Origin of the sequence: Maridesulfovibrio ferrireducens (assembly GCF_016342405.1) — a bacterium.
GTDB lineage: Bacteria > Desulfobacterota > Desulfovibrionia > Desulfovibrionales > Desulfovibrionaceae > Maridesulfovibrio > Maridesulfovibrio ferrireducens_A.
Genome location: NZ_JAEINN010000029.1, coordinates 1 through 20,322, shown reverse-complemented (window position 1 = coordinate 20,322; position 20,322 = coordinate 1). Strand labels below are relative to the sequence as shown.

Below are 20,322 nucleotides of genomic sequence, written 5' to 3'. Positions count from 1 at the left end.
TTTTCCGTTTGCTGGTGGGCTGAATCTGATGGGACTGAAGCTATTCTCAAAGACGGCACAGTCAGATGTTTCACTCGTGGAACAATATTTCACATTTTCGAATGGTACGGGTGGGATGGCAAGACTCCAGATAAGGGGATCAAGCTTTCTGCTGGTGAGATCGCAAAGGGAATTAAAGACCGCGAAGCAAAGTTCGCATTCAAGGTTTTCCCCGGTCCTGCTGACTCGTCCATTTATACAGAAGAAAACAAGAACTGCATAGCTGACGATATGGAAGATGCTGGCGTTACTTGGCAGAAAGCTAACAAGCGTCCTGGTTCTCGCGTTAACGGGTGGGAACGTATTCGCCAATTACTTAAAGCTTCCCTGCAATCCCCGCAAGAAGACGCAGGAATGTACGTCTTTTCAAACTGCCACCAGTTTATCCGTACTATTCCGACACTGCCGCGCGATGAGAGCAATGCTGACGATGTTAATACAAAAGCTGAGGATCACATTGGGGATGCTGTCCGCTATCGTGTCCTACGGGATTCCGTGACTGACGGGAGGGATATGTCATGATGAGAGCCACTCCAATCAAACGCATAGTCGATCCAATGACCAAGACCCTCTATTATAAAGATATGCTCACTACACGCGAATTTAAGCGCATAGTTGGCGGTCTTGCTTGGCCCTACGGCAATTCAAAAGGGCATGCTGTTGTACTCGGAGAAATCCGCAGGAAAGACCCTGAGCAGCATTGTCATCATGTTTTCATTCTTGGCGAAACTAAAGCCGAAGATTTTCAAGAGCTGCTTTCTCGCGTGGCCATGCTTCAGGACCGCACGTTCTGCAAGGAGTGGATTACTCCGATGGATAACAACAATGTGCTTCTTGTTGACGATTTCAACGAAGAGCAGAGGTATTTGCTTCGTAAGGCTCCAGTCGAACTAAACTCTCCTCCTCAATATGATCGTTCGGAGAAGAAAGATATTTTTCGTTTTTATGACCGACTTGTAGCCAAGAGAACTTCCAATCGGAAGACGCTTCACTTCGGCGATAGCGATGTTGCAAAGCATTATTCAGCTATTCGGCCCTCTGACCTGAAGGGTAAGCCAGAAGAATTTCCAGTTGTAGGTTCATTCCTTTACGCGCTCGCGGAGCTTGACCTTAACACAGATAACTACCGCCAGTTTAATATGACCTCAAACATCGCTGATTCAGTCGGGGGATGGTAAAAATGGAAGAGCAGAAGAAGACAACTAGTCCAGGTGCAGTAGATGCACTCGGTTCGATTCTACGAGCTGAGTTTGATGAGGTTGCTAATCGTAGGCAGCTTTATGATGAGCGATGGCTACGTGACTTGCGTCAGTACAAAGGCGTTTATGATCCTGAAGTTCTGGCTAACATTGGCAAGAATAAATCCAAGATCAACCTGAGAATTTCCAAGGTTAAATGCGATACCAGCAAAGCTCGTTTAATGGACTTACTTTTTCCTGCTAATGGGGAGAAGAATTTTTCTATTTCTCCGACTTCTGTTCCGACTATTCACCCTGCTTTAATTCAGAAAAGGGCGGCTGAACTTGTAGAGCAAGGAGTCGCGCCAGAAGACGTAGACGAAGACGCAATCCTCCGAGAGATCGCAAAAGATTGTTCCGATGCAATGATGAAAGAGATTGCCGACCAGCTCACTGAAGCACCTGGTCGACCTTCGTATCGTGCTGTTTGCGGTGATGTTTGTGCTCAAGCCTTCCGTTACGGCACAGGCGTTTTAAAAGGACCGCTTGTCGAGAAGAGAGTTCGAGGTCGATACGAGATTGATCCGAAGACTGGCGAATGGTCGATGAATAATCACGAAGATGCTGGTTTACGTCCATATTATGAGTTCGTTCCAATTTGGAACATCTACCCCGATATGAGCGTTTCAGACGCACGCAAAGTAAATTTTGTTTGGCAAGACCATTTAATGAGTCCGAAAGAGCTTCTTGACCTTGGCAACATGCCTAATTTCTCAATGGATGTTGTGATCGAATACCTCAAAGCACACAAAGCTGGTGACGCTGAACCTAAGCAGTATGAAACCGATTTGCGTTTGATGGGTGAACTTGAAACATCCTCTCCTGATTTAACCGGAAAATTCCGAGTTTATGAACGGTGGGGATACATTCAGGGGCATCAGCTTGTAGGCGCTGGCATTGATATTCCAGAAGAACAGCATCACGAATCATTTCCAACAAATGTATGGATGATCGGCAACAGAGTAATCAAGGCCGTCATTGCCCCGATTGAGGGCATCGAGATTCCTTACCATTTTTATTTCTATGACAAAGACGAGTCTAGTTTCTTTGGGAACGGGATTCCTACTGTCATGCGCGACTGTCAGGTCGGAGTTAATGCCTCGGTTCGATTAGCGGTAGACAATGCCGCCATTTCCTCCGGACCTCAGATTGCTGTGAATATGCGCGCTTTGGCTGACGGAGTTGATCCTACCGATGTTCATGCTTGGAAAGTATGGTGTCTCAAAAACGGAGTTGACGTAAGGCAAGCCTTCGCCGCTTTTGACATGCCTTCCCATACTAATGAGTTGCTTGGCTTGAGTAAGATGTTTTCAGAGTTTGCAGATGAACTCACTACTCCAAGATATATGCAGGGTGACAATAACGCTGTTCGTGGAGCTGGCGACACAGCTTCCGGCCTTTCTATGCTCATGGGGGCGGCAAGTGTCCCGGTAAAAGATCAGGTCAAAAGCTTCGACGAAGATATCACCAAGCCTTTCATCAAGGGCATGTACCACTGGAATATGAAGTTTAATCCAAAGCAGGAAATCAAGGGAGACTTTGATATTCTTGCGCGTGGATCGTCTGCCCTTATCGCTAAAGAAATTCAAGGACAGCGCATGGCTCAAGCTGTGGCTATTACGGATAACCCAAGATTCCAAGGGCGAGTTAAAGACGAAGAGCTTCTCGAAGATATTTTCAAATCAATAGACCTCGATCCAGAGCTATTGCGAAGCGACAAAGAGTTTCAGGATTGGCAGCAAAAGCAAATGACAATGCAAGCTGCGGCAGAGGTCGAAGCTAAGATTCAAGTCATAATGAGTGAAATGGAAAAGCAAGGAATGGATCCTCAAGCCGTTCTTGCTCAAATGTTAGGTGAAGCGGTTCAACAGCAGCAGCAAGCCGCGCCAGCTCAAGAGGCTGTAAGCGCATGAGCAAAGAAAACGACTTAGCTCTTTTAAGGGGAATCTACAACACGACTCCAGTCATGGCGGTTCGTTCATATGTTGAACACTTGATTTTAGATAAACGTGAACAGCTTGAAACAGAAGAGAATCAACAGGAAATGTACCGTCTTCAGGGACAGATCAAAGCCCTGAAGGACATACTCGAAGACATTAAACCTGTTGGAGATAACGCGGTCCAGCTCTCAGGAGCATACACATAAATTACTAAACTACGGCCCCCGCTAATGCGGCCCGAAGGGAAGAACAATGCTTACACCAGAAGAAATTGCAGAAGAAGAAGAGTTCGCAAATGCGTTTTCTGACGATGATGGAGCTCCCGAAGAACCTAACGATGATTCGGCCTCCGATGATGATTTTAACTTGGATGAAGCTGACGAAGGCTCGCCGGATGAAGATCCCGCCCCTGATCAGGATGATTCCGCAGAACTGAGCTTAGAGAAAAAAGCCCACGGCTATGACTCTATGCTCGGAAGACTTGAAAAGGAAAGAGCTGAGAAAGCTCGCATTCAGCAAGAACTTGAATCTTTACGCGCTCAACAGACTGTCACCCATGTCGAAGACTTGGCCCCGACAAACTACGAGCAGCAGGAAGTTGGCTCTTTTGAAATTCCCGAAGAGCTTCAAGGCGACCTTGCCGAAATCGAAAAAGAAGACCCGCAGCTAGTGGCTCTCTTCGGAGAAGATTCCGTTGACGGTAAAAGGCTACGCCAAGTTCTTGAAGACTACGGACCTGATATGGCGGCAATTCAGGCGACCTCATTGCTTTCAGCTCGTCAAATTGGCGAACAGGGCAAAAAGATCAAGAGCACAGTGGAGAAAACTGAAACTGAAGCTCATGTCTCTCAGATTTACAACGAAGTTCCTGACTATAAGGATCTGACTACAAATCCAAGTCGCGCTCAGGAAAGCCGGGAATACCACCAGCACCTCCGTGATTGGGTTTCAGAGCAGCCTTACAATGTCGCAGCGAAACACTTCAATGCGATTGAACAGGGAACTCCGCAGGAAGTAGCCGCACTACTTAAAGAGTTTAATTCGGCAAAAGGATCAGCTCCTAGTTCGGTCAGTCAAAAGACCAAACAGGATGCTGACGCAGCTCTAGCTGTTCAATCAAAAAATACCCCGCTTCCAAAATCCAAAGGTTCAAAGGACGACTTTGATGCTGGGTGGGATGAGGATTAAGCGGGTTTACTCTCAGGAGAATAAATTATGAATTACGGTGATATCTCACCTCGTACAGCAGGGAAGGCATGCAAGATCTTCCTCAAAAGAGCAATCGCTCTATGCTTGATCGAACGTTTTGCTCAGGGCCGTCCTTTAGAAAAAAACAACACTAAAACTCAGATTTTTAGACGTTACAATTCTCTTGCCCCTGCTCTTACTCCTATGACCGAGGGAGTAACCCCCGCAGGTAAAACCGGAACTAAGACTGATGTAACCGTCACTCTTCAGCAGTACGGCGACTATGTGGAACTGACTGATGTTATCGCTGATACTCACGAAGATCCGATCCTTCAGGAGTTCATGGGTATTACTGGCGAACAGGCGGCTGAAACTGTTGAGCTTGTTAACTACGGCATCCTCAAAGGCGGAACCTCTGTTTTCTATGCAAACGGTTCTGCTCGTAATGAAGTTAACGCTGAATTGAATCTCGCTACTCAGCGCAGAGCGCTTCGCGGTATTCTTGCTATGAACGGCAAACGTCACACTCAGTTTCTTTCCGGTTCTCAGAATTATGAAACTCGCCCTGTCGGGCCTTGTTTTATAGGTCTTTGTCACACTGATTGTTCCAGTGCAATTCGCGACATGGCTGGATTCGTTCCCGTTGAAAAATACGGTACTCAAGATCCTCTCCCCGGTGAAATCGGAGCGGTTGAAGAAGTCCGTTATTGTGCCTCTTCTCTCTATGAACCTTGGGCTGATGCCGGCGGTGATAAGGGAACCATGATCTCCACAACCGGAATCAAAGCGGATGTTTACCCTGTTATCTACCTCGCTCGCGATGCTTTCGGGGTTGTGCCTCTCAGGGGCAAAAAGGCCATTACTCCTATGGTTATGAATCCCAACTCTCCTCGCGGTGGCGACCCTCTCGGACAGCGCGGTTCTGTGGGTTGGAAGACCATGTATGCAGCTATCATTCTGAATGATGCTTGGATGGCTCGCGCTGAGTGTTGCGTAAAACTCTAAACAAATAAAATAGCGGGAGAGGGCAACTTCTCCCGCTTCCCTTGGAGGGAATATCCATGACTCAGAAAACTAAAGCAGAACTTGAAGCTGAGGCGAAAGAGCCTAAAGCAGAAAAGATGCACAAAATCATCATTCCTAGCTCTGCTGAATTCGATGGAAAGGAAGATGTTTTCCTAAACTGCAACGGACGCAGATTCCAGATTCAGCGCGATGTTGAAGTGGAAGTTCCGAAAATTGTAATCAACGTCCTAAATGATGCTGTCAAAACTGAACAGATCACCGATGAGTCAGGGCGCATTACTGGCACTCGCGATGTTCGACGTTATCCATTCCAGACACTTTAAGGATTAACAATGAAAGCCAAAGAAATTTTCTTGCTTGTTTCTTCCAAGCTTCAGGATATGGGGGCAACTAGACGTTGGCCTTGGGAACCTGCTGATGATGTTCTGTCGCTTACGGACTTGTTTAATAGTGCGCTTCGCCAGATCGCTCTTAACAGGCCTGATTCAACGGCAATCACTGAATCCATCAAGTTGAAGGACGGAGTTAAGCAGATTCTACCTGATCCGTTGGTGCATGATGGAGCAAGCAAGAAAGCTCTTCGGCTCATCGAAGTAATTCAAAATATGGGTTCGAATGGGACAACTCCTGGCGAACCCATATTTCTCACTGCTAAGGATGCAATGAGAGCCTTTGATTGGCTCACAACTGGAACAGAGGTTGAAAACTATGCCTATGACGCGAAGGAAAATCCTCAAGCATTTTGGGTTTATCCCGGCGTTACGACTGGAGCCTCGGTCTACGTTTCAATGACATACTCAGCAGAACCTACACCTATTGACGGATCTGCTGATGATTTGACTATTCCTGAGACATTCGCAGGGCCAATTGCAGACTGGATGCTTTACTCCGCCATGTCTGGCGATAGCTCTGCGGCGAATTTTACAAAATCACAGCATCATCTTTCGGCCTTCTATCAGGCTCTTGGCGTTAAACTTAAAGCTGATCTTTTCTATCCGAAACAAATTGAAGTGGTGGGAGGCTAAATCGTGGCTAATGCAGATTGGAAAATCCTTATGCCTTATGTTCTGCCAGAAGTAGACAAGTGTCCCAAGGTTCAAATCGTCAACGAGATTCGCAGGGCTGCAATTGTGTTCTGCCAACGGACTCAGGTTTGGCGTGAAGAGCTTGATCCCTTATTTTTCCCTGCTGGCATTGTTTCTGCCGAGCTTGAACCGCCAAGAGGAGCAAGAGTGTGCGAGATTATTACAGTCACGAACCTAAACGGTGGCGTGGCTTTGATTCCTGAAGTTCAGTTCAGCTCAACGAGTGACACCATTGATTTAATAGGTATACCGACTTTCGATACACAGCTTTCAGTTTTAGCGGCTTTGAAGCCGACTCTTTTGTCCACTGGAATACCTGAAGGATTGATGGAAGATTGGGGGCAATACCTTGCTTATGGTGCTGTTGCCAGTTTGAAAGCCATGCGTGGACGCGAGTGGGAAGATTTACCCGGCGCACAGATTAAGAACGAACTCTTTGAGGACGGTATCACCTCTGCAAAGATCCGAGTGATTACAGGCGGCGCAAAGCGTTCTCTTACAGTTAAGCCAAGGAGCTTCGGCCAATGAGCGTCCCTACCGTAAACGTAACGATTCAAGTCAATGACTCCCTTGGTAATCCGGTTGAGGGTGCGAGGGTTTCTGCAAAGCTCAGTACAACTGAGAAATACAATGGCTTTGTTGCTCCACAGGTTGCTAACGGCATTAGTGATGCTACCGGTGTTACTGTGCTTGCTCTTTTCCCGAATGAGCTTGGAAGCGAGAACAGCGAGTATGCGTTTAAGATCCTTCTGCCTACTGGCAAGAGTATCAAGCTTGATGCAGTTGTTCCTAATATGGATTGTAATCTTTTTGAGATTGCGAATATTCCACCATTCCCTCGTTCATATGTAGGGGAAACTTTTAATGCTTCTGTTATTGAGGCCAAAGATCAGGCTGAAGTTGCTAAAGCTGCTGCCGCAACTTCTGAAGCTAACGCTTTGGCTTCAGAGAACAACGCTTCTCAGTTTTCCGCTGACGCACAGCAAAGTAAAAGTGATGCTTTAAGTTCTTCTGTTTCAGCGAGTACGTCTGCTGGTCAGGCTGAAACTTCTAAGATTGCGGCTGAGAGTGCGCGTGATGCTGCTCAGGCTGCGAAAGTTGGGGCTGAAAGTGCAAGGGACGGGGCGGTAGTTGCGAAAGGGGAGGCTGAGTCTTTAGCCGCATCTATCCCTGCAATTATTGATACCGAAAAAAGCACTGCCGTGACTGAGATAACAGCGGCAGAAAGTTCAGCCCTCACATACATTGAATCAGCCAAAGGTGAGGCAGTAGGCTTTATTGCTGATATGGCGGGTTATTCTCCTGACATACAGCGTGTACTTGATGCAGAGGCAAACCGAGACATAACAGGCGTAGTGCAGGGTACTGCGGGTAAGATGAAGACTGTTAGAATCGGGGAGATAACGCCGGACACGGTAACTGTGGTTAGCTGGCCTGTCGGGGATTGTGTAATACTCCAAAATCATAGTGTAGGGGGTCGGATCAAGTCATATGGCTTATATGACAGGTTATCCTCCAGTGTGTGTGGGAAGCTATTTAATGGTAGTGGTGCCGTTTACGACCTCTTTTTGATACAGATCGGGGAAACAGGAACACAAACATTAGCGATATTGCCCGAACACGGAACAAGTATTGTCAGTGACTTTGCTACAGATGGTACTAGATATTCCTATACAGTCGAGCAAGAATCCACAGACCCCGCAGATCAACAAGAGGGCGACCTTGATGTAATCGAATACCTGTTGCCAAAGAAGAATTTCACCGTCGCAGAACTCCACGGAGTATTCGCAGACCAGTACAATAATATTGCGCCTGATCCTACGTTTGAGCAGGATGGTATGGCTGGTGGGTGGTCTTCATCTGGTCCCACGCCACTAAATGGCTCAGTTTCGTTCTCGGGGGTTGCCCAATGGGGAGCTGTTTTTGCTGCACACTCTATAGCGGTTACAGAGGGCAGCAAGTGGCTACTAAAACTTGTAATAGAATCGGGCACAACAGGAGTCCTTCGTGGGTATTGGTCGCCCAATGACACAGACGGTAGTGCAGAAGAAAATTTCCACGACTTCATTGTTTCTGCTGGTACGCATTATGCCATTATTGAGGCAGACGCAGATTCAACTACTCTCGGATTGCAAGTCGCATCCGCTTCTACTGATGCGGCAGTTTCCGAACTGTCTTTCCTCGAAATCCCCGACTCAGCATATGGCACACTTAACACAGGTTTTTTTGACGAGGGAAATAAGAAAATTAGTCAGTCGTTGGGGAATTTGCAATATTGGGCTAGTGACCTTGATGCTGTTGGAATAAAACACGGGAGCAAGATTACCGTCCGTGGCTACACATACGGCAGATCTGCTTCGGGCAATCTAGTTCGATATGGATCTAGTTGGCCTACAACCGAACTGACCCTTGCTCCCGCAAATGCTGAAAATGTGACCATTGCAAACATAGCCGATTCATATTCTGCTCTCGGATATACATCGAAAGATGAGTTGATATCTAAAGGGGGTTTTAAACTTGAATATAAAACCAGAGCTAGAAGCCTACGACCAGCCACAAACCCGAACGAAGTTTTATCCGTAGGTGATGTTTACTACACTAATGAACATTACTCGCAACACGGAAATATCCTTGCAGGTAATCTGACTGGCAATGTCCACACAGGAACTACCCTCCCCACGAGCTTATTGTCAAAAGTCATCTCATATAACAAAGCCTCAGAGAATAACAAGTTCGGCTTATGGGATACAGACATCATCCACAACATAGGTGTTTTGTCTCATTCAAGTTCTAAGCGTGCGCTCAAATGTATCAGCGGAACGGTCAATGTAGGCGGGATTATACATCAATACGTATGGTTCAAAGAACTCGTGTGGGATGAGGCGGCAGGGAACTGGGGTGATGATGGAAGATTCCAAATAAAAGATAATGTGGTTACGGTACTAGATTTGAATGGTCATGCGGTTCTTTGTGGCTGTATGTCACGGACCACAGGCATACCCGTAGGAGGTGTATAATGTTTGAATTATATCTACAGGCTCTAAGGCATGGATCACCAGATAATGTACTTGAAGATAGATTTCAAGAAGACTTGCTGAATATCTACTCAGAAACATGCCTGTTCGACATGCCTGACAGTATACCGGCTACGATTGTCGATACAGATTGGTATAAGTTCGGAACTGGCTGCGTCGAATGCCGGAAAGCTGATTATCCTCCAATGGCGGAATATTTGGATGGGATAGCAAAAGGCGATGATCAGCAGATAGCAAAGTATAAAGAAGATTGTCTTGCCACAAAAGCGAGATTCCCGAAGCCTTTTTAATCTCGAAGTTTCTGTAATTTCTGCGAGGCGGCTTAATAAAATGAAGATTTTAAAAGAACTGGCACCAAAGAAAAGGGTCTAATTAGGGTAAATTAAGAACCAAGGGGATATCTTTGGTGCCAGAGAGTGGGATCAGAAGAAACGTATTGTCTCCTCTGGAGGCAAAATAGATATCTTACTGTTATTAGTTCGTCAATATAAAATAAGTTGGTTGAAGATATGTCCATAATTATCCCTTTCTTTCGAGGCACAAAGCCTCGTCTATCTCCTAAACATTTAGATATTTCGAACTCGCAGATTGCCAGAAACTGCAATCTTAAGCGCGGAATTCTAGCCCCTGTTCTTAACCTTGAGGGACAGGCTCCTAATCCAATTCCTAAAGCCGGGACTATCCGCTCTATCTACAAGCTTGATTCTGGTGAATGGCTGTATTGGACTAATGACGTTGACGTTGTGAAGTCCGCTGCGAGTTCCAGTGATAGGATTATGTTTACTGGTGACAGCTATCCGAAGCAGACAGATCAAGCTCTTGCGACTTCGGGAGATATTTCAACTTATCCAACTCAGACTAAGCGGCTCGGCCTTCCTAAGCCTGATCAGCCTCTTACTGTTCAACTGGCTCCTGCGTCCGTTGCTGATGATGCAGAATTGGAGCGCAGTACCTCATACGTTTACACATACGTTACCGAGTGGGGTGAAGAGTCGGAACCTTCCGATCCTACAGGCAATATTGATGTGAAAACAGGGCAGGGATGTTTGCTATCAAATTTCAGGCTTCCAACACTTGATGGTGTGGCTGTTACTCATTTCAGACTATACAGACTCAATTCTGGCGACACTGGAGCAGAGTATCAGCTTATTCCTTGGTCGGATGCTGCCGCTGATATGCCAGCCAGTGAAACAGATTATCTCGATGAACTGAAAGATAGCGAACTCAGTTCCGAAATCCTTCAAACTGAGAACTGGAGCCGTCCTGAAGATGATGTAAAAGGATTGATTCATACCGGAAACGGGATTTTCTTTTGCTTCAAAGGGAAGGATATCTTCGTATCAGAGTCGTTCATTCCTTATGCTTACCCGTGGAACTTTAAGCTTTCCGTTCCTTCTGAGATTGTAGGTCTTGGATATTTCGATCAGACGGTTGTCGTTTTGACAAAAGACAAGGCGCACCTCATTGCGGGTATCGATCCTTCTTCATTATCAATGGACAAGCTCGCTTTTAATCAGTCCTGCGTTGCAAAGAAGTCGATTGTTAACATTCCCGGTGGCGTTCTTTACGCTGCGCCTGACGGACTTACTTTGATCGGCCCTGAAGGTGTAAACATGCTCACTCGTCCTCTTTATACAAAGGAACAGTGGCAAGCTCTTGAGCCTGAAAAGTTGATCAGCTTTTATCATGACGGTCAGTATTTCGGATTCTTTGAAGGAACTAACCGAGGCATAATTTACGACTTCGAGTTGCAGGATATCGTTAATATTGAATTGGCCGGCAAGAAGGTTTACGGCGGTTACGTTGATACTGAGGACGATGCTCTTTACCTGCTGACTTTTGACGATACGAATTACCGCATTGAAAAGTGGGAAGGTTCTGCAACTCCTATGAGCTACCTTTGGAAGTCTAAGGATTCGTTCTACTCCATCGCAATAAACATGGGTGCGGCTAGAATAATCGGAACTCAGTCTGCATTGTCGCCGCTTGCTTTTCGTCTTTATGAGGACGGTAAATTGTTTTTTACGAATTCCATTACTTCAGAGGAAGCTTTCCGACTGCCTTCCGGAACATTGGCGCGTGATTGGGAATTTGAAATCGAAGGGACTGCCGAAGTTTACGAGGTTCGCGTTTCAACTTCTATAGGAGATTTGCAACGTGGCAACTAAAGGAAACTTATCTCCTAATATTCCTAATGTTCCGGCTGGACTGGACAAGTCCACGAGGGATTTCCTTTCGGCTGTAAAGGAATCACTAGAAACCATGCAGGGTAAAAGGCGTGGTCCTAAGTCTGAAACGGTTGTCACTTTTGCAGATCTCGAAGGCATGGGGCTTCGTATTGCTCAAAAGGCCGTAGGAACTGACGCTGAATATGATTTCAGTCGGTTGATCCGTAACAGCACACCTCCTAATCCTCCTCGTGATTTGGTGGTTGATCAGCAGATCTTTGCGAACAAACTGACTTGGATGAACCCGAGTGATGAATATCTGTCACATATTGAAGTTTGGAGTTCTGTCGGTTCGTCTTCTCTTTCTGATGCTTTGAGGCTTGGAATAGTCACGAAGCCTGTTACCGAATTTATTCACGCAGGGCTTAATACAAGGACAGCTCATTACTATTGGATCAGGTCCGTTGACTGGTCTGGAAATTATTCAACATGGGAACCGAAGCAAGGCGGTTTTGTCGTACCGGCTTCGTTGGGGAAGGCTCTGGAAGAAACTCTTCATGTGTTGCAAAACAGCATTACCGAGTCTCAGCTTTATGGAGATTTGAACAGTAGGCTGGACAATATCGAAGCAAACAAGGCTCAAATTGAAATTAGTAAAACTGATATAGCAGGGGTTCTGGCTCAGTATTTCATTAAAACTGACGTAGATGGGCATATTGCCGGGTTCGGTCTTGCAAATGACGGAGCGACTTCCGAGGCCATTTTCCTCGTTGATAAGTTTGCAGTAGTTACTCCCGGTTCAATTCCTAAGATTCCCTTTGTGATTGGTACGGTTGACGGCAACTCAACAATAGGCATTGACGGTGATATGATTGTTGATGGGGCCATTGCTACAAGAACGCTTGATGCGGAGATCATTACAGGAGCTTTTCTTTCAGCTTCCGCACAGATTCAGCTTGGAACAGGTGGACTTCTTCGCATGGGTGAAGGCGCAAAGCTTTTCGCCGGTGATGGGAATTTCTTGCTGAATACTGAGGGCGACAAAACTTCTCTTATGATCGGTAAGGATGGAGCCTTAGACGTTAACGGAAACGTTGCCGCTGGTAGCGATTATATGCTTCTGGCTGACGGCGACATTGAATTTTATCGTTGGCTGGCAAATGGGCATAGAATGTATAAAGCCCTTAAGCGTTGGGAAACGGGATTTGCTGAAAACGGTACTTGGGTGAATCTTCCCGGCTATTGGGTTGCTCCTCCTCAGATACAGCTCTCACCGCGCAATCTGACTTGTTACAAGAATTCTTCCCCCGCTGATCAAGCCTTGAATATGGAAGTCACAAGCATAGAAGAGTATGCGACTAATCAGTTCAGGTTCATGGCTAACGCAAGGCTTATCATTGCAGCAGGAGCGCAGGATTATCCTATTGGATTTGCTGCTTCCGGTGTTAACTCAGCAGGTCCAACGTTCTCATATTCAACCCCGGCTAACTGCACAAAAATAAACGCGACATTTAAAATTGCTTCCGTTGCTCCAGCTACAGTTTCAGCGACCTATTATTATAGATCTGTCGTGATTTCGATGTTCCTTAATGGAGTTCTGAAAGCTTCAACTACTGTCTCGATTGGAGCAACGCTCGGATATGTTACAGGCGTTCTTACCTCTGGTGTAATCACAGCAGGGGCTTACGGCGTAACTTTAAGTGCTGCTGCCACAACTTCTGCAAGTACCTTCCAGTCTGGGACAGTCGCTTGGGAATACACTTCTTCAGTTGCTAACCTGTCCTTTTCTAACAATGCACACTGTGCGTCTTATGCCGATCAATACGACACTTACGATACCGATTCTGATTCAAGTAGTTTTTCTATGTCTCCACCTTCTCCTGGAGCTGGTTGGGAGTTTGTTTCCGCTACCTACTCGGTCACTTACGCAAAATCTTCAACCGTAAGTGGAGGAGGATCAGTTAATCATTGGGTGGAAATTGGAGGGCAAAAAGTTAGCGGAAGCAGCTCTACAGTTACGGGGACACTAAGTTTAACCTCAATGCCGACTACAGGAAAGATTGTCGCTGTAACATACGCATCATGCCCTTACAGTTGGTCTGATAATGCATCTGCATATGTCAATGTGACTCTCGGCTCTATTGTTATCACGACAAATTGGAAAAGACAGGAAGGAAATGCAGGGGCCACTTCTACCAATCTGACATTTGAATCCGCAACAATGGATACCGGGGCGGTTAACGAGCTTGCTGCCGGAACCGTAAATTATATTGCGATAGGAGAATAAATTTTATGACTGATGAAATTATAAGTCTGTTTCCATACTGCGAGCTGGACGGAGTTAGAACCCTGCCTGATTCGTTTGTTGAGAATCTTTATTTACGAGCGGAGGAGGAAGGTCTTGCGGATATGGTTTTTATGGATGGATCTTTGAATGATTCAAGGAGGTTTTTAGAGGACATGAAAACGAGGTCACATTTGTTTATCATTTTAGATGGAGATGAAGCAGCAGGGTTTACTTGGCTAAATCATTTCCAGCAACGGACCGCTTATTTTCATTTTTGCTTGTTCCGTGATTTTTGGGGAGCAAAGGTCAAGGGATTGGAACAAGCCTCTATTAAACACTTGCTCCATTTGAAGGACGATAATGGATACTTATTCGACATGTTGCTTGGCAATGTCGCGAAAAAGAATAGAGCTGCATGCCGGAGAGCAAAACAGTCCTGCATGACGATCATGGGTGAGCTTCCTTATGGGGATTTTGATGCGTCAACAGGCGAATCCATCCCTTCTATATTGTCTTATGTAACTCGTGAATCTCTGGAGGTGGCGGTATGAGCGGTGGTGGAGAAAAGACAACAACAAGCACTTCGATCGACAAAGAATATAATGATCGAATGGCCTCAATTGCTGAGACGCAACTCAGTATGGGGCAAGGTTATTACGATTTTTGGATGAACAACAATGCGGGTCTTGAAAGGGATAAAATTGCAGCCAACCGGGAACTTGTTCCGCTTCAGACGGGATTGCAAAAAGCTCAGATAGGAGCGGCTACTGAATTGCTTCCCGGTCAAACAGAAGCACAAAAAGCAGCGAATACACTTAGCACAGCTGAAAGCGGGGCTTCTCTTGGTTTGTTGCCAGCAAAAACGGATGCAATGGGGTCTGGTTATCAGCTGGCAACCGCACAGAACAACACGGCTCTCGGGCTTCTTCCTGCTCAGACTGAAGTTGCTAACAAATATTATGACCAAGCTTTGAAAGGCGTGAATATTGAGGATCGCATGGGCAAAGCCACAGCAACAGTCGCAGGGCAATATAAAGATGCTGCTAAGACCCTTACTCGTCAGAGCGGCAGAAGAGGCAGCAACCCTTCGTCCGGTATGCTTTTAAGCGCAATGAACGATCTAAATTTAAGCCGCGCAAAGAACACCGCCTACGCAAAAGAAGGCGCTCGTACCGGTGCAGAAACAGAGAATTACAACAGACTTCGGGGGGCTATCGGTTTTGGGCTTCCTGCTGCGAAATAGGAGTATATTATGGGACTCGGACTTTATCCAATTGAAGATGTTTCAAGCAAGGCTTTGCAGGGTGTAGGCCAAGCGGCTCAGTCATATGGAGCTATGGGGCAAGCTAGATCGCAGACAACCACAAGCCCCGGCCCAACTGCTGGAGGAGCTATCGGGGCTGCCGCCGGAATGGGGATGGCTGGTTTTGCAGTTGGTGGGCCTATTGGCGGTGCGGCTGGTGCTGCTATTGGAGCTGCCGCTTACCTTTTTTCATAGGAGATTCTCATGCCAGACAGACACGGAAGAATAAATTTTCAAGATGGAATGACCATGGCGAATCAAGGCATGGGCCTGATGAACCAGATGAAGCGTACCGATATCTATGCCGCAGAGCTTGAAAACATAAATCAAGCCAAGGAAGACAAAAACCAAGTTGGTCTTGGTCTTGCCGCTTTGCAGAATGGGCAGGAGATGCCTGAAGATATTTCGTCCATCAATAGGTTTAAGGCTCAAAGCTACCACACTCAAGGGCTTGCGAACAAAGATCAGCAGGCACAATATACATTCAATGCCAATGTTAAAGCTAGGGCAAATGAGTACATTCCAATTCTCCAGAAAAACAATTTCAACTTTGATGTAATAAAGCCCACGGATTCGGCTGGCATCGCTGCGGTTGCGAGTCTTGCAAAAACCTACGGGGATACCGAGCAGGGCAAAAACCTTCTTCACCAGAACAGAAGCGAGTTGCTTGGTAGGAAGTACCAAGAGTTTCAAGCAGGAACAAAGCAGGTCAATCAATTACTTCAAGAGGGAAGGACTGACGAGGCTCTTGCGGGAATTGAGAATCTAACAAAAGCAGCTCCAATGCCATACCATTTAGATAACTTTGATCCTAAATCTCAGACTTTTGCAGTTAAGTATATTGATAGCACGAAAGGAGCTCAAGAGACTCAGCGTATGGGACTCAAAGAAGTCATGCAGACTATTAATTCCATGGGCGGGAAGCAGTTCTTTCAGCAAAGTGCTCAACACGCAGAGGCTATTCGTCAAAATAATTTTGAAAAGCGAATGAACCCTAAGTTTCACATGCGCGCCACAGATGGAAACAAAAATTCCATCACGATTGTTCCTCAGAAGAATATAAACGACATGGGTGATATCGACTACCTTGTTTACCCCGAAGGCGGCGGGGATCCTTATACTATTCGCTCTATGGCTGAACTTAAGAAGCGAGGCATTGTCTTTGAAGATTTGGACAGAGCAAAGAGTTTAGTTTCCATAGAAGCAACAAAGCAGGGCATTGCATCTTCCAAGCAAAGTATGGCTACTTCTTTGGCAAATCAAAAACTTTATGAAGCAAAGACTAAGACTGCTGGAGTTGAAACTCATAATAAACAGATCACTCAGGCGCGTAATGCTTTTTCTGACATGGCCAAGATGCTTAAGAGTGTTAAAGACGGCGATGGTATGACGTTCAGTTTTCCCGATGCGGACAGTCTCGACAACATGGCTCCTGAAGATCGTAAGCCATTTATGCAGAAGGTTATTGAAATTTCGCAAGATAAAAAGCTTTCAAATGAAACCCGTAGCACTGCTCAGAGATATATCCAGCTTGGTCAGCAGCTTGGATATATCCAGCCGCCTCCATCGAAGGAACAAATCAGTCAAGCTGAAGAGATTAATAAGCTTCGTCAGCAGGGCTTTTCTGACGATAGTATTCGCGCAATCTATTCACAAAGAAATCCACCTGCCAATCAAGGGCCGGACAAGGGTGTTCATGTCATGAGTTTTGGTTCTCCGGACACAGGCTCAATACCTGTGCAAGCCGAAGCTCCGAGTAGCCAAGCCGCTTCGCCAGGAAGAGGATTACCTGCTGCACAAGAATCTCCTGCTGATACGCATCCACTTGCCGCATATCGAGGAAGGGCGGTTGTAGACAAAAACGGACAGATCTGGGCCAAGGATAAAAATGGGCAAGCTCGAAGAATTCAAGAAAAGCCTTCTGAAAAAATCCGCAATGGTAAAGGTCAAATTGTCGAGAACCCCAGTTATCAAGAATATCTTAATAACTTAAATTACCTTGGATTGAAGGCGTAGCGTATGTTTATGATTAGAGAAGTAGAAACCAAGCGAGGACGCAATGGGATATGACTATCAGCCTCTTGATTCCGGAACTGAGCAAAATACGAACTTTGACATGGATTCTTTGTTTGCTTTGGCGGATGAACTTGCACCGGCAGGATTAACTTCCAAAGGTGGGCTTGGTCTTCCTGGAGCAAAAGAGGAAGATTTTAAGCTTCAAGCTTATGTTGATCGCTATAACAAACACAATCCCGACAAGCCTATTACTGTTGCCGATATACCTGACCGCAGCGGGTTTCTTGGTGGTGTTTCTGAGCTGGGGCATGGGATTGCTGATGCGGTTCGCGATCAATTTCCAGAAGATCTTGCAAGGATTTATCAAGGTGGAGACGTTAAGGTTAATGACGATTCATATGCTCAAGAAGTTATTGATGAGCAGGAGAAAGACAGAAATTCTCGCATACTCTCCAAGCAGGTTATTCAAGGAGATGGTTGGAACGAATCTCTTTATCAGGGGCCAGCAAGTATTGCCACAAGTGCAACTGTAGGTACTGCCGGGGCTTTAGCTGGGGCTACCGTTGGTTCTGTTGTTCCCGGTGTTGGTACTGCTGTTGGCGCAATGGCTGGCGCGGCAGGATCAACCGGCCCCGCTTTTTATAGGCTTGCTAAAAACCAGTTTCTTGATGAAATGCTTGATGTGGCAAAACAGAACAATGTCAATCTCACCGAAGAAGTTTGGGAGCAGATTAAACAGGACATTGACTCCGAAGCAACTGAAATGGGTTTATGGGAAGCTGGCCCAGAAGCTATTTCTCAAGGGTTGACCGCTGGCCTTTTTAAAGGTGTTGGCGGCAAAATATTCGGCAGAATCCCAGGGCTTTCAAAGGCTACTGAAGCCATATCTAAAAGAGCTGTTTCAAGGATTGGAGCTAAATTAGGGTTTGAAATAGCTGAAGAAGAAGCAACCGAATATGCTACATATGAAGGCCAAGAAGGTATCCGGAAGGATATGGGTCTTCGCGAAACTGATCCTACTTTAAGCGAATTTATTGACACACAAGCCGGACCTGTTGCCGTTGGTTCTGTTCTTCAGATGGGAATGCATGGGGCTGGTAGTAAAGCCTTCGACCTATTAAAAGGCGAATCTCCTGCTGAACAATCTCAGCCTGAAAATGATGAGCTCATTGGTAGTTTGAAAGATGAAGTTCCTCCAGAGGGAACTCTAACCCCTGAGCAGAGTTTTGATGAAGGGTATTCCGAAGCTGATGTAAATAGTCGATACGATGAAGATCTTCGTAATGCTAGAGAAACCACTGCATCACCCTTTGATTCTGCCTCTGACGCATTTGGCATGGAAGACCCTGCACTTAGTTCAAGCAGGATACCTAAAGCCAAGCCTGAAGCCCAACCTTTAAATGAGAAGGGTTACACAGAGCAAGAAATCCATGCTCGATATGCGGAAGAACTTCGTAAAGTCCGTGAAAAGAATGCAACTCCTTTTGCCGGAACTGTTGACCTCCTTGGCATGAGAGAGCCGGAATTTAAGTCTCAATCTTCGCAAGGGCTTCCTAATGCAAAAGTTCAAGCTCTAAATGAAGAAGGCTATACGGAAAAAGAGATTCTTGCTCGCTACGCGGAAGAACTTCGTAAAGTCCGTGAAAAGAATGCAACTCCTTTTGCCGGAACCGTTGACCTCCTTGGCATGGGGGAGCCAGAATTTAAACCTCAGTCTTCGCAAGGGCTTCCTAATGCAAAAGTTCAAGCTCTAAATGATGAAGGCTATACGGAAAAAGAAATTCTTGCTCGCTATGCGGAAGAACTCCGAAGAGTAAGAGAGGAAAACGCAACTCCGTTTGAATCTCCTTCTGAATTGATGGGTATGGAAGATCCTACGGTTAAGCCCAACCTTGGACAGTTTCAAGGAGGATTACCTGCCGCAAGAGAAATGCAAGCATTGCCACCTGGTGCTAATATAATCTCACAGCAGGGAGAACAGACCGCATACGACTCCATTCCTATGAATGACGGCAGACAGCGTATGGCTATGCCTCAAGGGACTGCTCCTCTTGGACTTCCTCAGGCAAAGAATACTTATCCAGCCATTGAATTAGATTATCCTCGTAACGCCGAAGCTATTCCGGCTTACGGCAGAGATCCTAATTTTGAGATGGTTTATACTCCAGATTTTGAAGTCGTTGAAGACTCTCAGCGTCGAGATCTTCCGGTTCCATATGATGCTAAGAATCTCAATCTGCCAGCTCCTTCTACTTCTATGGGGCTTGAGTTAGCAAAAGATAAACCCGTCGTAGAGGATCAGCCTGTTATTGATATTCAGGCGCACGAAGCTGCAACTTCTCCATTGAATAACTTAGCTGAACCTTCACAAGCACAGAAAGAAGCAGGTAATTACAAGAAAGCACATGTCCGAGCTTTGGGCATGGATATCGCCATTGAAAATCCTGTAGGTTCAGAACGATCCGGCACAGACGAATCAGGTGAGCCGTGGTCTATCACCATGCAGTCCCATTATGGATACATCAAAGGGACCATAGGCAAAGATAAGGATCATCTTGATATATTCCTGAAAGAAGGTGCTGAAGCTTCTGATATTGAAAGTAGACCTATTTATGTCGTTGACCAGATTAATGATGACGGTTCTTTTGATGAACATAAAATTTTAGCGGGATTTGATAGCGAGCAAGAAGCTCAGGAAGGATACCTTTCCAACTATGCTGATGGTTGGCAGGGAATAGGCGCTATTACTGAAATGAACCCTGCCGACTTTAAGAAGTGGGCAAATAGTGGGAAAACCACGAAGCCTATTTCGTATAAGCGACCTCCTTTGGCTATTCCAGAAGGCGTGAACGTGATGAACAGCGGCAAACCTTATGCTGAAAGAGGTATTCGTTTAGCTGTTGCGAATAAAGTAAAGAAAGGCATAAACGCTGAAGCTGTTCAACTTGATAAGGCTGGAAAGAAATGGGGCTGGAAAGAAGTAGGAACCTCTTCTGT

Annotated in this window: 17 protein-coding genes and 1 pseudogene; all 18 read left to right on the top strand. The window is 45.9% G+C overall.

From position 1 onward, the window contains the following. Positions 1 to 561 (top strand): annotated as a pseudogene (locus JEY82_RS18515) (hypothetical protein); the annotation flags it as partial. Next, positions 558 to 1,217 carry a hypothetical protein gene (locus JEY82_RS18510; RefSeq protein WP_304088481.1) on the top strand — a complete coding sequence of 220 codons (660 nt, stop codon included), beginning with the start codon at positions 558 to 560 and terminating at the stop codon, positions 1,215 to 1,217. The pseudogene JEY82_RS18515 and the gene JEY82_RS18510, both read left to right, overlap by 4 nt. Before the next feature lie 2 nt (positions 1,218 to 1,219). Beyond that, on the top strand, positions 1,220 to 3,190 hold the full coding sequence (locus JEY82_RS18505; RefSeq protein ID WP_304088479.1) for a hypothetical protein: 1,971 nt from the start codon (positions 1,220 to 1,222) through the stop codon (positions 3,188 to 3,190). Next, on the top strand, positions 3,187 to 3,423 hold the full coding sequence (locus tag JEY82_RS18500) for a hypothetical protein (protein ID WP_304088477.1): 237 nt from the start codon (positions 3,187 to 3,189) through the stop codon (positions 3,421 to 3,423). The genes JEY82_RS18505 and JEY82_RS18500 overlap by 4 nt, the downstream gene beginning before the upstream one ends. A gap of 46 nt (positions 3,424 to 3,469) precedes the next feature. Further along, on the top strand, positions 3,470 to 4,405 hold the full coding sequence (locus tag JEY82_RS18495) for a hypothetical protein (protein ID WP_304088474.1): 936 nt from the start codon (positions 3,470 to 3,472) through the stop codon (positions 4,403 to 4,405). Between the two features lie 27 nt (positions 4,406 to 4,432). Next, positions 4,433 to 5,410, top strand: a complete 978-nt coding sequence (locus JEY82_RS18490) for a N4-gp56 family major capsid protein (protein ID WP_304088471.1) — start codon at positions 4,433 to 4,435, stop codon at positions 5,408 to 5,410. A 56-nt stretch (positions 5,411 to 5,466) separates the two neighbouring features. After that, entirely contained in the window at positions 5,467 to 5,754 is a 288-nt protein-coding gene (locus JEY82_RS18485; RefSeq protein WP_304088468.1) for a hypothetical protein, read from the top strand. A 9-nt stretch (positions 5,755 to 5,763) separates the two neighbouring features. Then, positions 5,764 to 6,456, top strand: a complete 693-nt coding sequence (locus JEY82_RS18480) for a DUF6682 family protein (RefSeq protein ID WP_304088465.1) — start codon at positions 5,764 to 5,766, stop codon at positions 6,454 to 6,456. Positions 6,457 to 6,459: 3 nt separating this feature from the next. Beyond that, positions 6,460 to 7,044: a hypothetical protein gene (locus JEY82_RS18475; RefSeq protein WP_304088463.1), complete on the top strand. Its 585-nt coding sequence runs from the start codon at positions 6,460 to 6,462 to the stop codon at positions 7,042 to 7,044. Then, positions 7,041 to 9,533 (top strand): hypothetical protein, encoded by a 2,493-nt coding sequence (locus JEY82_RS18470; protein ID WP_304088461.1) that lies wholly within the window; start codon positions 7,041 to 7,043, stop codon positions 9,531 to 9,533. The genes JEY82_RS18475 and JEY82_RS18470 overlap by 4 nt, the downstream gene beginning before the upstream one ends. Next, a complete protein-coding gene (locus JEY82_RS18465; protein WP_304088458.1) occupies positions 9,533 to 9,841 on the top strand; it encodes a hypothetical protein in 309 nt (102 codons plus the stop codon). The genes JEY82_RS18470 and JEY82_RS18465 overlap by 1 nt, the downstream gene beginning before the upstream one ends. 219 nt (positions 9,842 to 10,060) lie before the next feature. Continuing rightward, positions 10,061 to 11,719 carry a hypothetical protein gene (locus tag JEY82_RS18460; protein ID WP_304088455.1) on the top strand — a complete coding sequence of 553 codons (1,659 nt, stop codon included), beginning with the start codon at positions 10,061 to 10,063 and terminating at the stop codon, positions 11,717 to 11,719. Further along, positions 11,709 to 14,006 (top strand): hypothetical protein, encoded by a 2,298-nt coding sequence (locus tag JEY82_RS18455; RefSeq protein ID WP_304088452.1) that lies wholly within the window; start codon positions 11,709 to 11,711, stop codon positions 14,004 to 14,006. Before JEY82_RS18460 ends, JEY82_RS18455 begins: the two co-directional genes overlap by 11 nt. 5 nt (positions 14,007 to 14,011) lie before the next feature. Further along, entirely contained in the window at positions 14,012 to 14,557 is a 546-nt protein-coding gene (locus JEY82_RS18450) for a hypothetical protein (RefSeq protein ID WP_304088450.1), read from the top strand. Next, entirely contained in the window at positions 14,554 to 15,249 is a 696-nt protein-coding gene (locus JEY82_RS18445; RefSeq protein WP_304088447.1) for a hypothetical protein, read from the top strand. The genes JEY82_RS18450 and JEY82_RS18445 overlap by 4 nt, the downstream gene beginning before the upstream one ends. Positions 15,250 to 15,258: 9 nt before the next feature. Beyond that, on the top strand, positions 15,259 to 15,504 hold the full coding sequence (locus JEY82_RS18440) for a hypothetical protein (RefSeq protein ID WP_304088445.1): 246 nt from the start codon (positions 15,259 to 15,261) through the stop codon (positions 15,502 to 15,504). 9 nt (positions 15,505 to 15,513) lie between these two features. Next, entirely contained in the window at positions 15,514 to 17,325 is a 1,812-nt protein-coding gene (locus tag JEY82_RS18435; RefSeq protein ID WP_304088443.1) for a hypothetical protein, read from the top strand. 43 nt (positions 17,326 to 17,368) lie between these two features. Further along, positions 17,369 to 20,322 (top strand): hypothetical protein (locus JEY82_RS18430; protein ID WP_304088440.1); only part of this gene is annotated, 2,954 nt, incomplete at its 3' end.

Excerpts from the sequence above, each read along its gene's own strand:
- JEY82_RS18510 (WP_304088481.1), top strand. The coding sequence starts at position 558 with ATGATGAGAGCCACTCCAATCAAACGCATAGTCGATCCAATGACCAAG.
- JEY82_RS18505 (WP_304088479.1), top strand. The coding sequence starts at position 1,220 with ATGGAAGAGCAGAAGAAGACAACTAGTCCAGGTGCAGTAGATGCACTC.
- JEY82_RS18500 (WP_304088477.1), top strand. The coding sequence starts at position 3,187 with ATGAGCAAAGAAAACGACTTAGCTCTTTTAAGGGGAATCTACAACACG.
- JEY82_RS18495 (WP_304088474.1), top strand. The coding sequence starts at position 3,470 with ATGCTTACACCAGAAGAAATTGCAGAAGAAGAAGAGTTCGCAAATGCG.
- JEY82_RS18490 (WP_304088471.1), top strand. The coding sequence starts at position 4,433 with ATGAATTACGGTGATATCTCACCTCGTACAGCAGGGAAGGCATGCAAG.
- JEY82_RS18485 (WP_304088468.1), top strand. The coding sequence starts at position 5,467 with ATGACTCAGAAAACTAAAGCAGAACTTGAAGCTGAGGCGAAAGAGCCT.
- JEY82_RS18480 (WP_304088465.1), top strand. The coding sequence starts at position 5,764 with ATGAAAGCCAAAGAAATTTTCTTGCTTGTTTCTTCCAAGCTTCAGGAT.
- JEY82_RS18470 (WP_304088461.1), top strand. The coding sequence starts at position 7,041 with ATGAGCGTCCCTACCGTAAACGTAACGATTCAAGTCAATGACTCCCTT.
- JEY82_RS18465 (WP_304088458.1), top strand. The coding sequence starts at position 9,533 with ATGTTTGAATTATATCTACAGGCTCTAAGGCATGGATCACCAGATAAT.
- JEY82_RS18460 (WP_304088455.1), top strand. The coding sequence starts at position 10,061 with ATGTCCATAATTATCCCTTTCTTTCGAGGCACAAAGCCTCGTCTATCT.
- JEY82_RS18450 (WP_304088450.1), top strand. The coding sequence starts at position 14,012 with ATGACTGATGAAATTATAAGTCTGTTTCCATACTGCGAGCTGGACGGA.
- JEY82_RS18445 (WP_304088447.1), top strand. The coding sequence starts at position 14,554 with ATGAGCGGTGGTGGAGAAAAGACAACAACAAGCACTTCGATCGACAAA.
- JEY82_RS18440 (WP_304088445.1), top strand. The coding sequence starts at position 15,259 with ATGGGACTCGGACTTTATCCAATTGAAGATGTTTCAAGCAAGGCTTTG.
- JEY82_RS18435 (WP_304088443.1), top strand. The coding sequence starts at position 15,514 with ATGCCAGACAGACACGGAAGAATAAATTTTCAAGATGGAATGACCATG.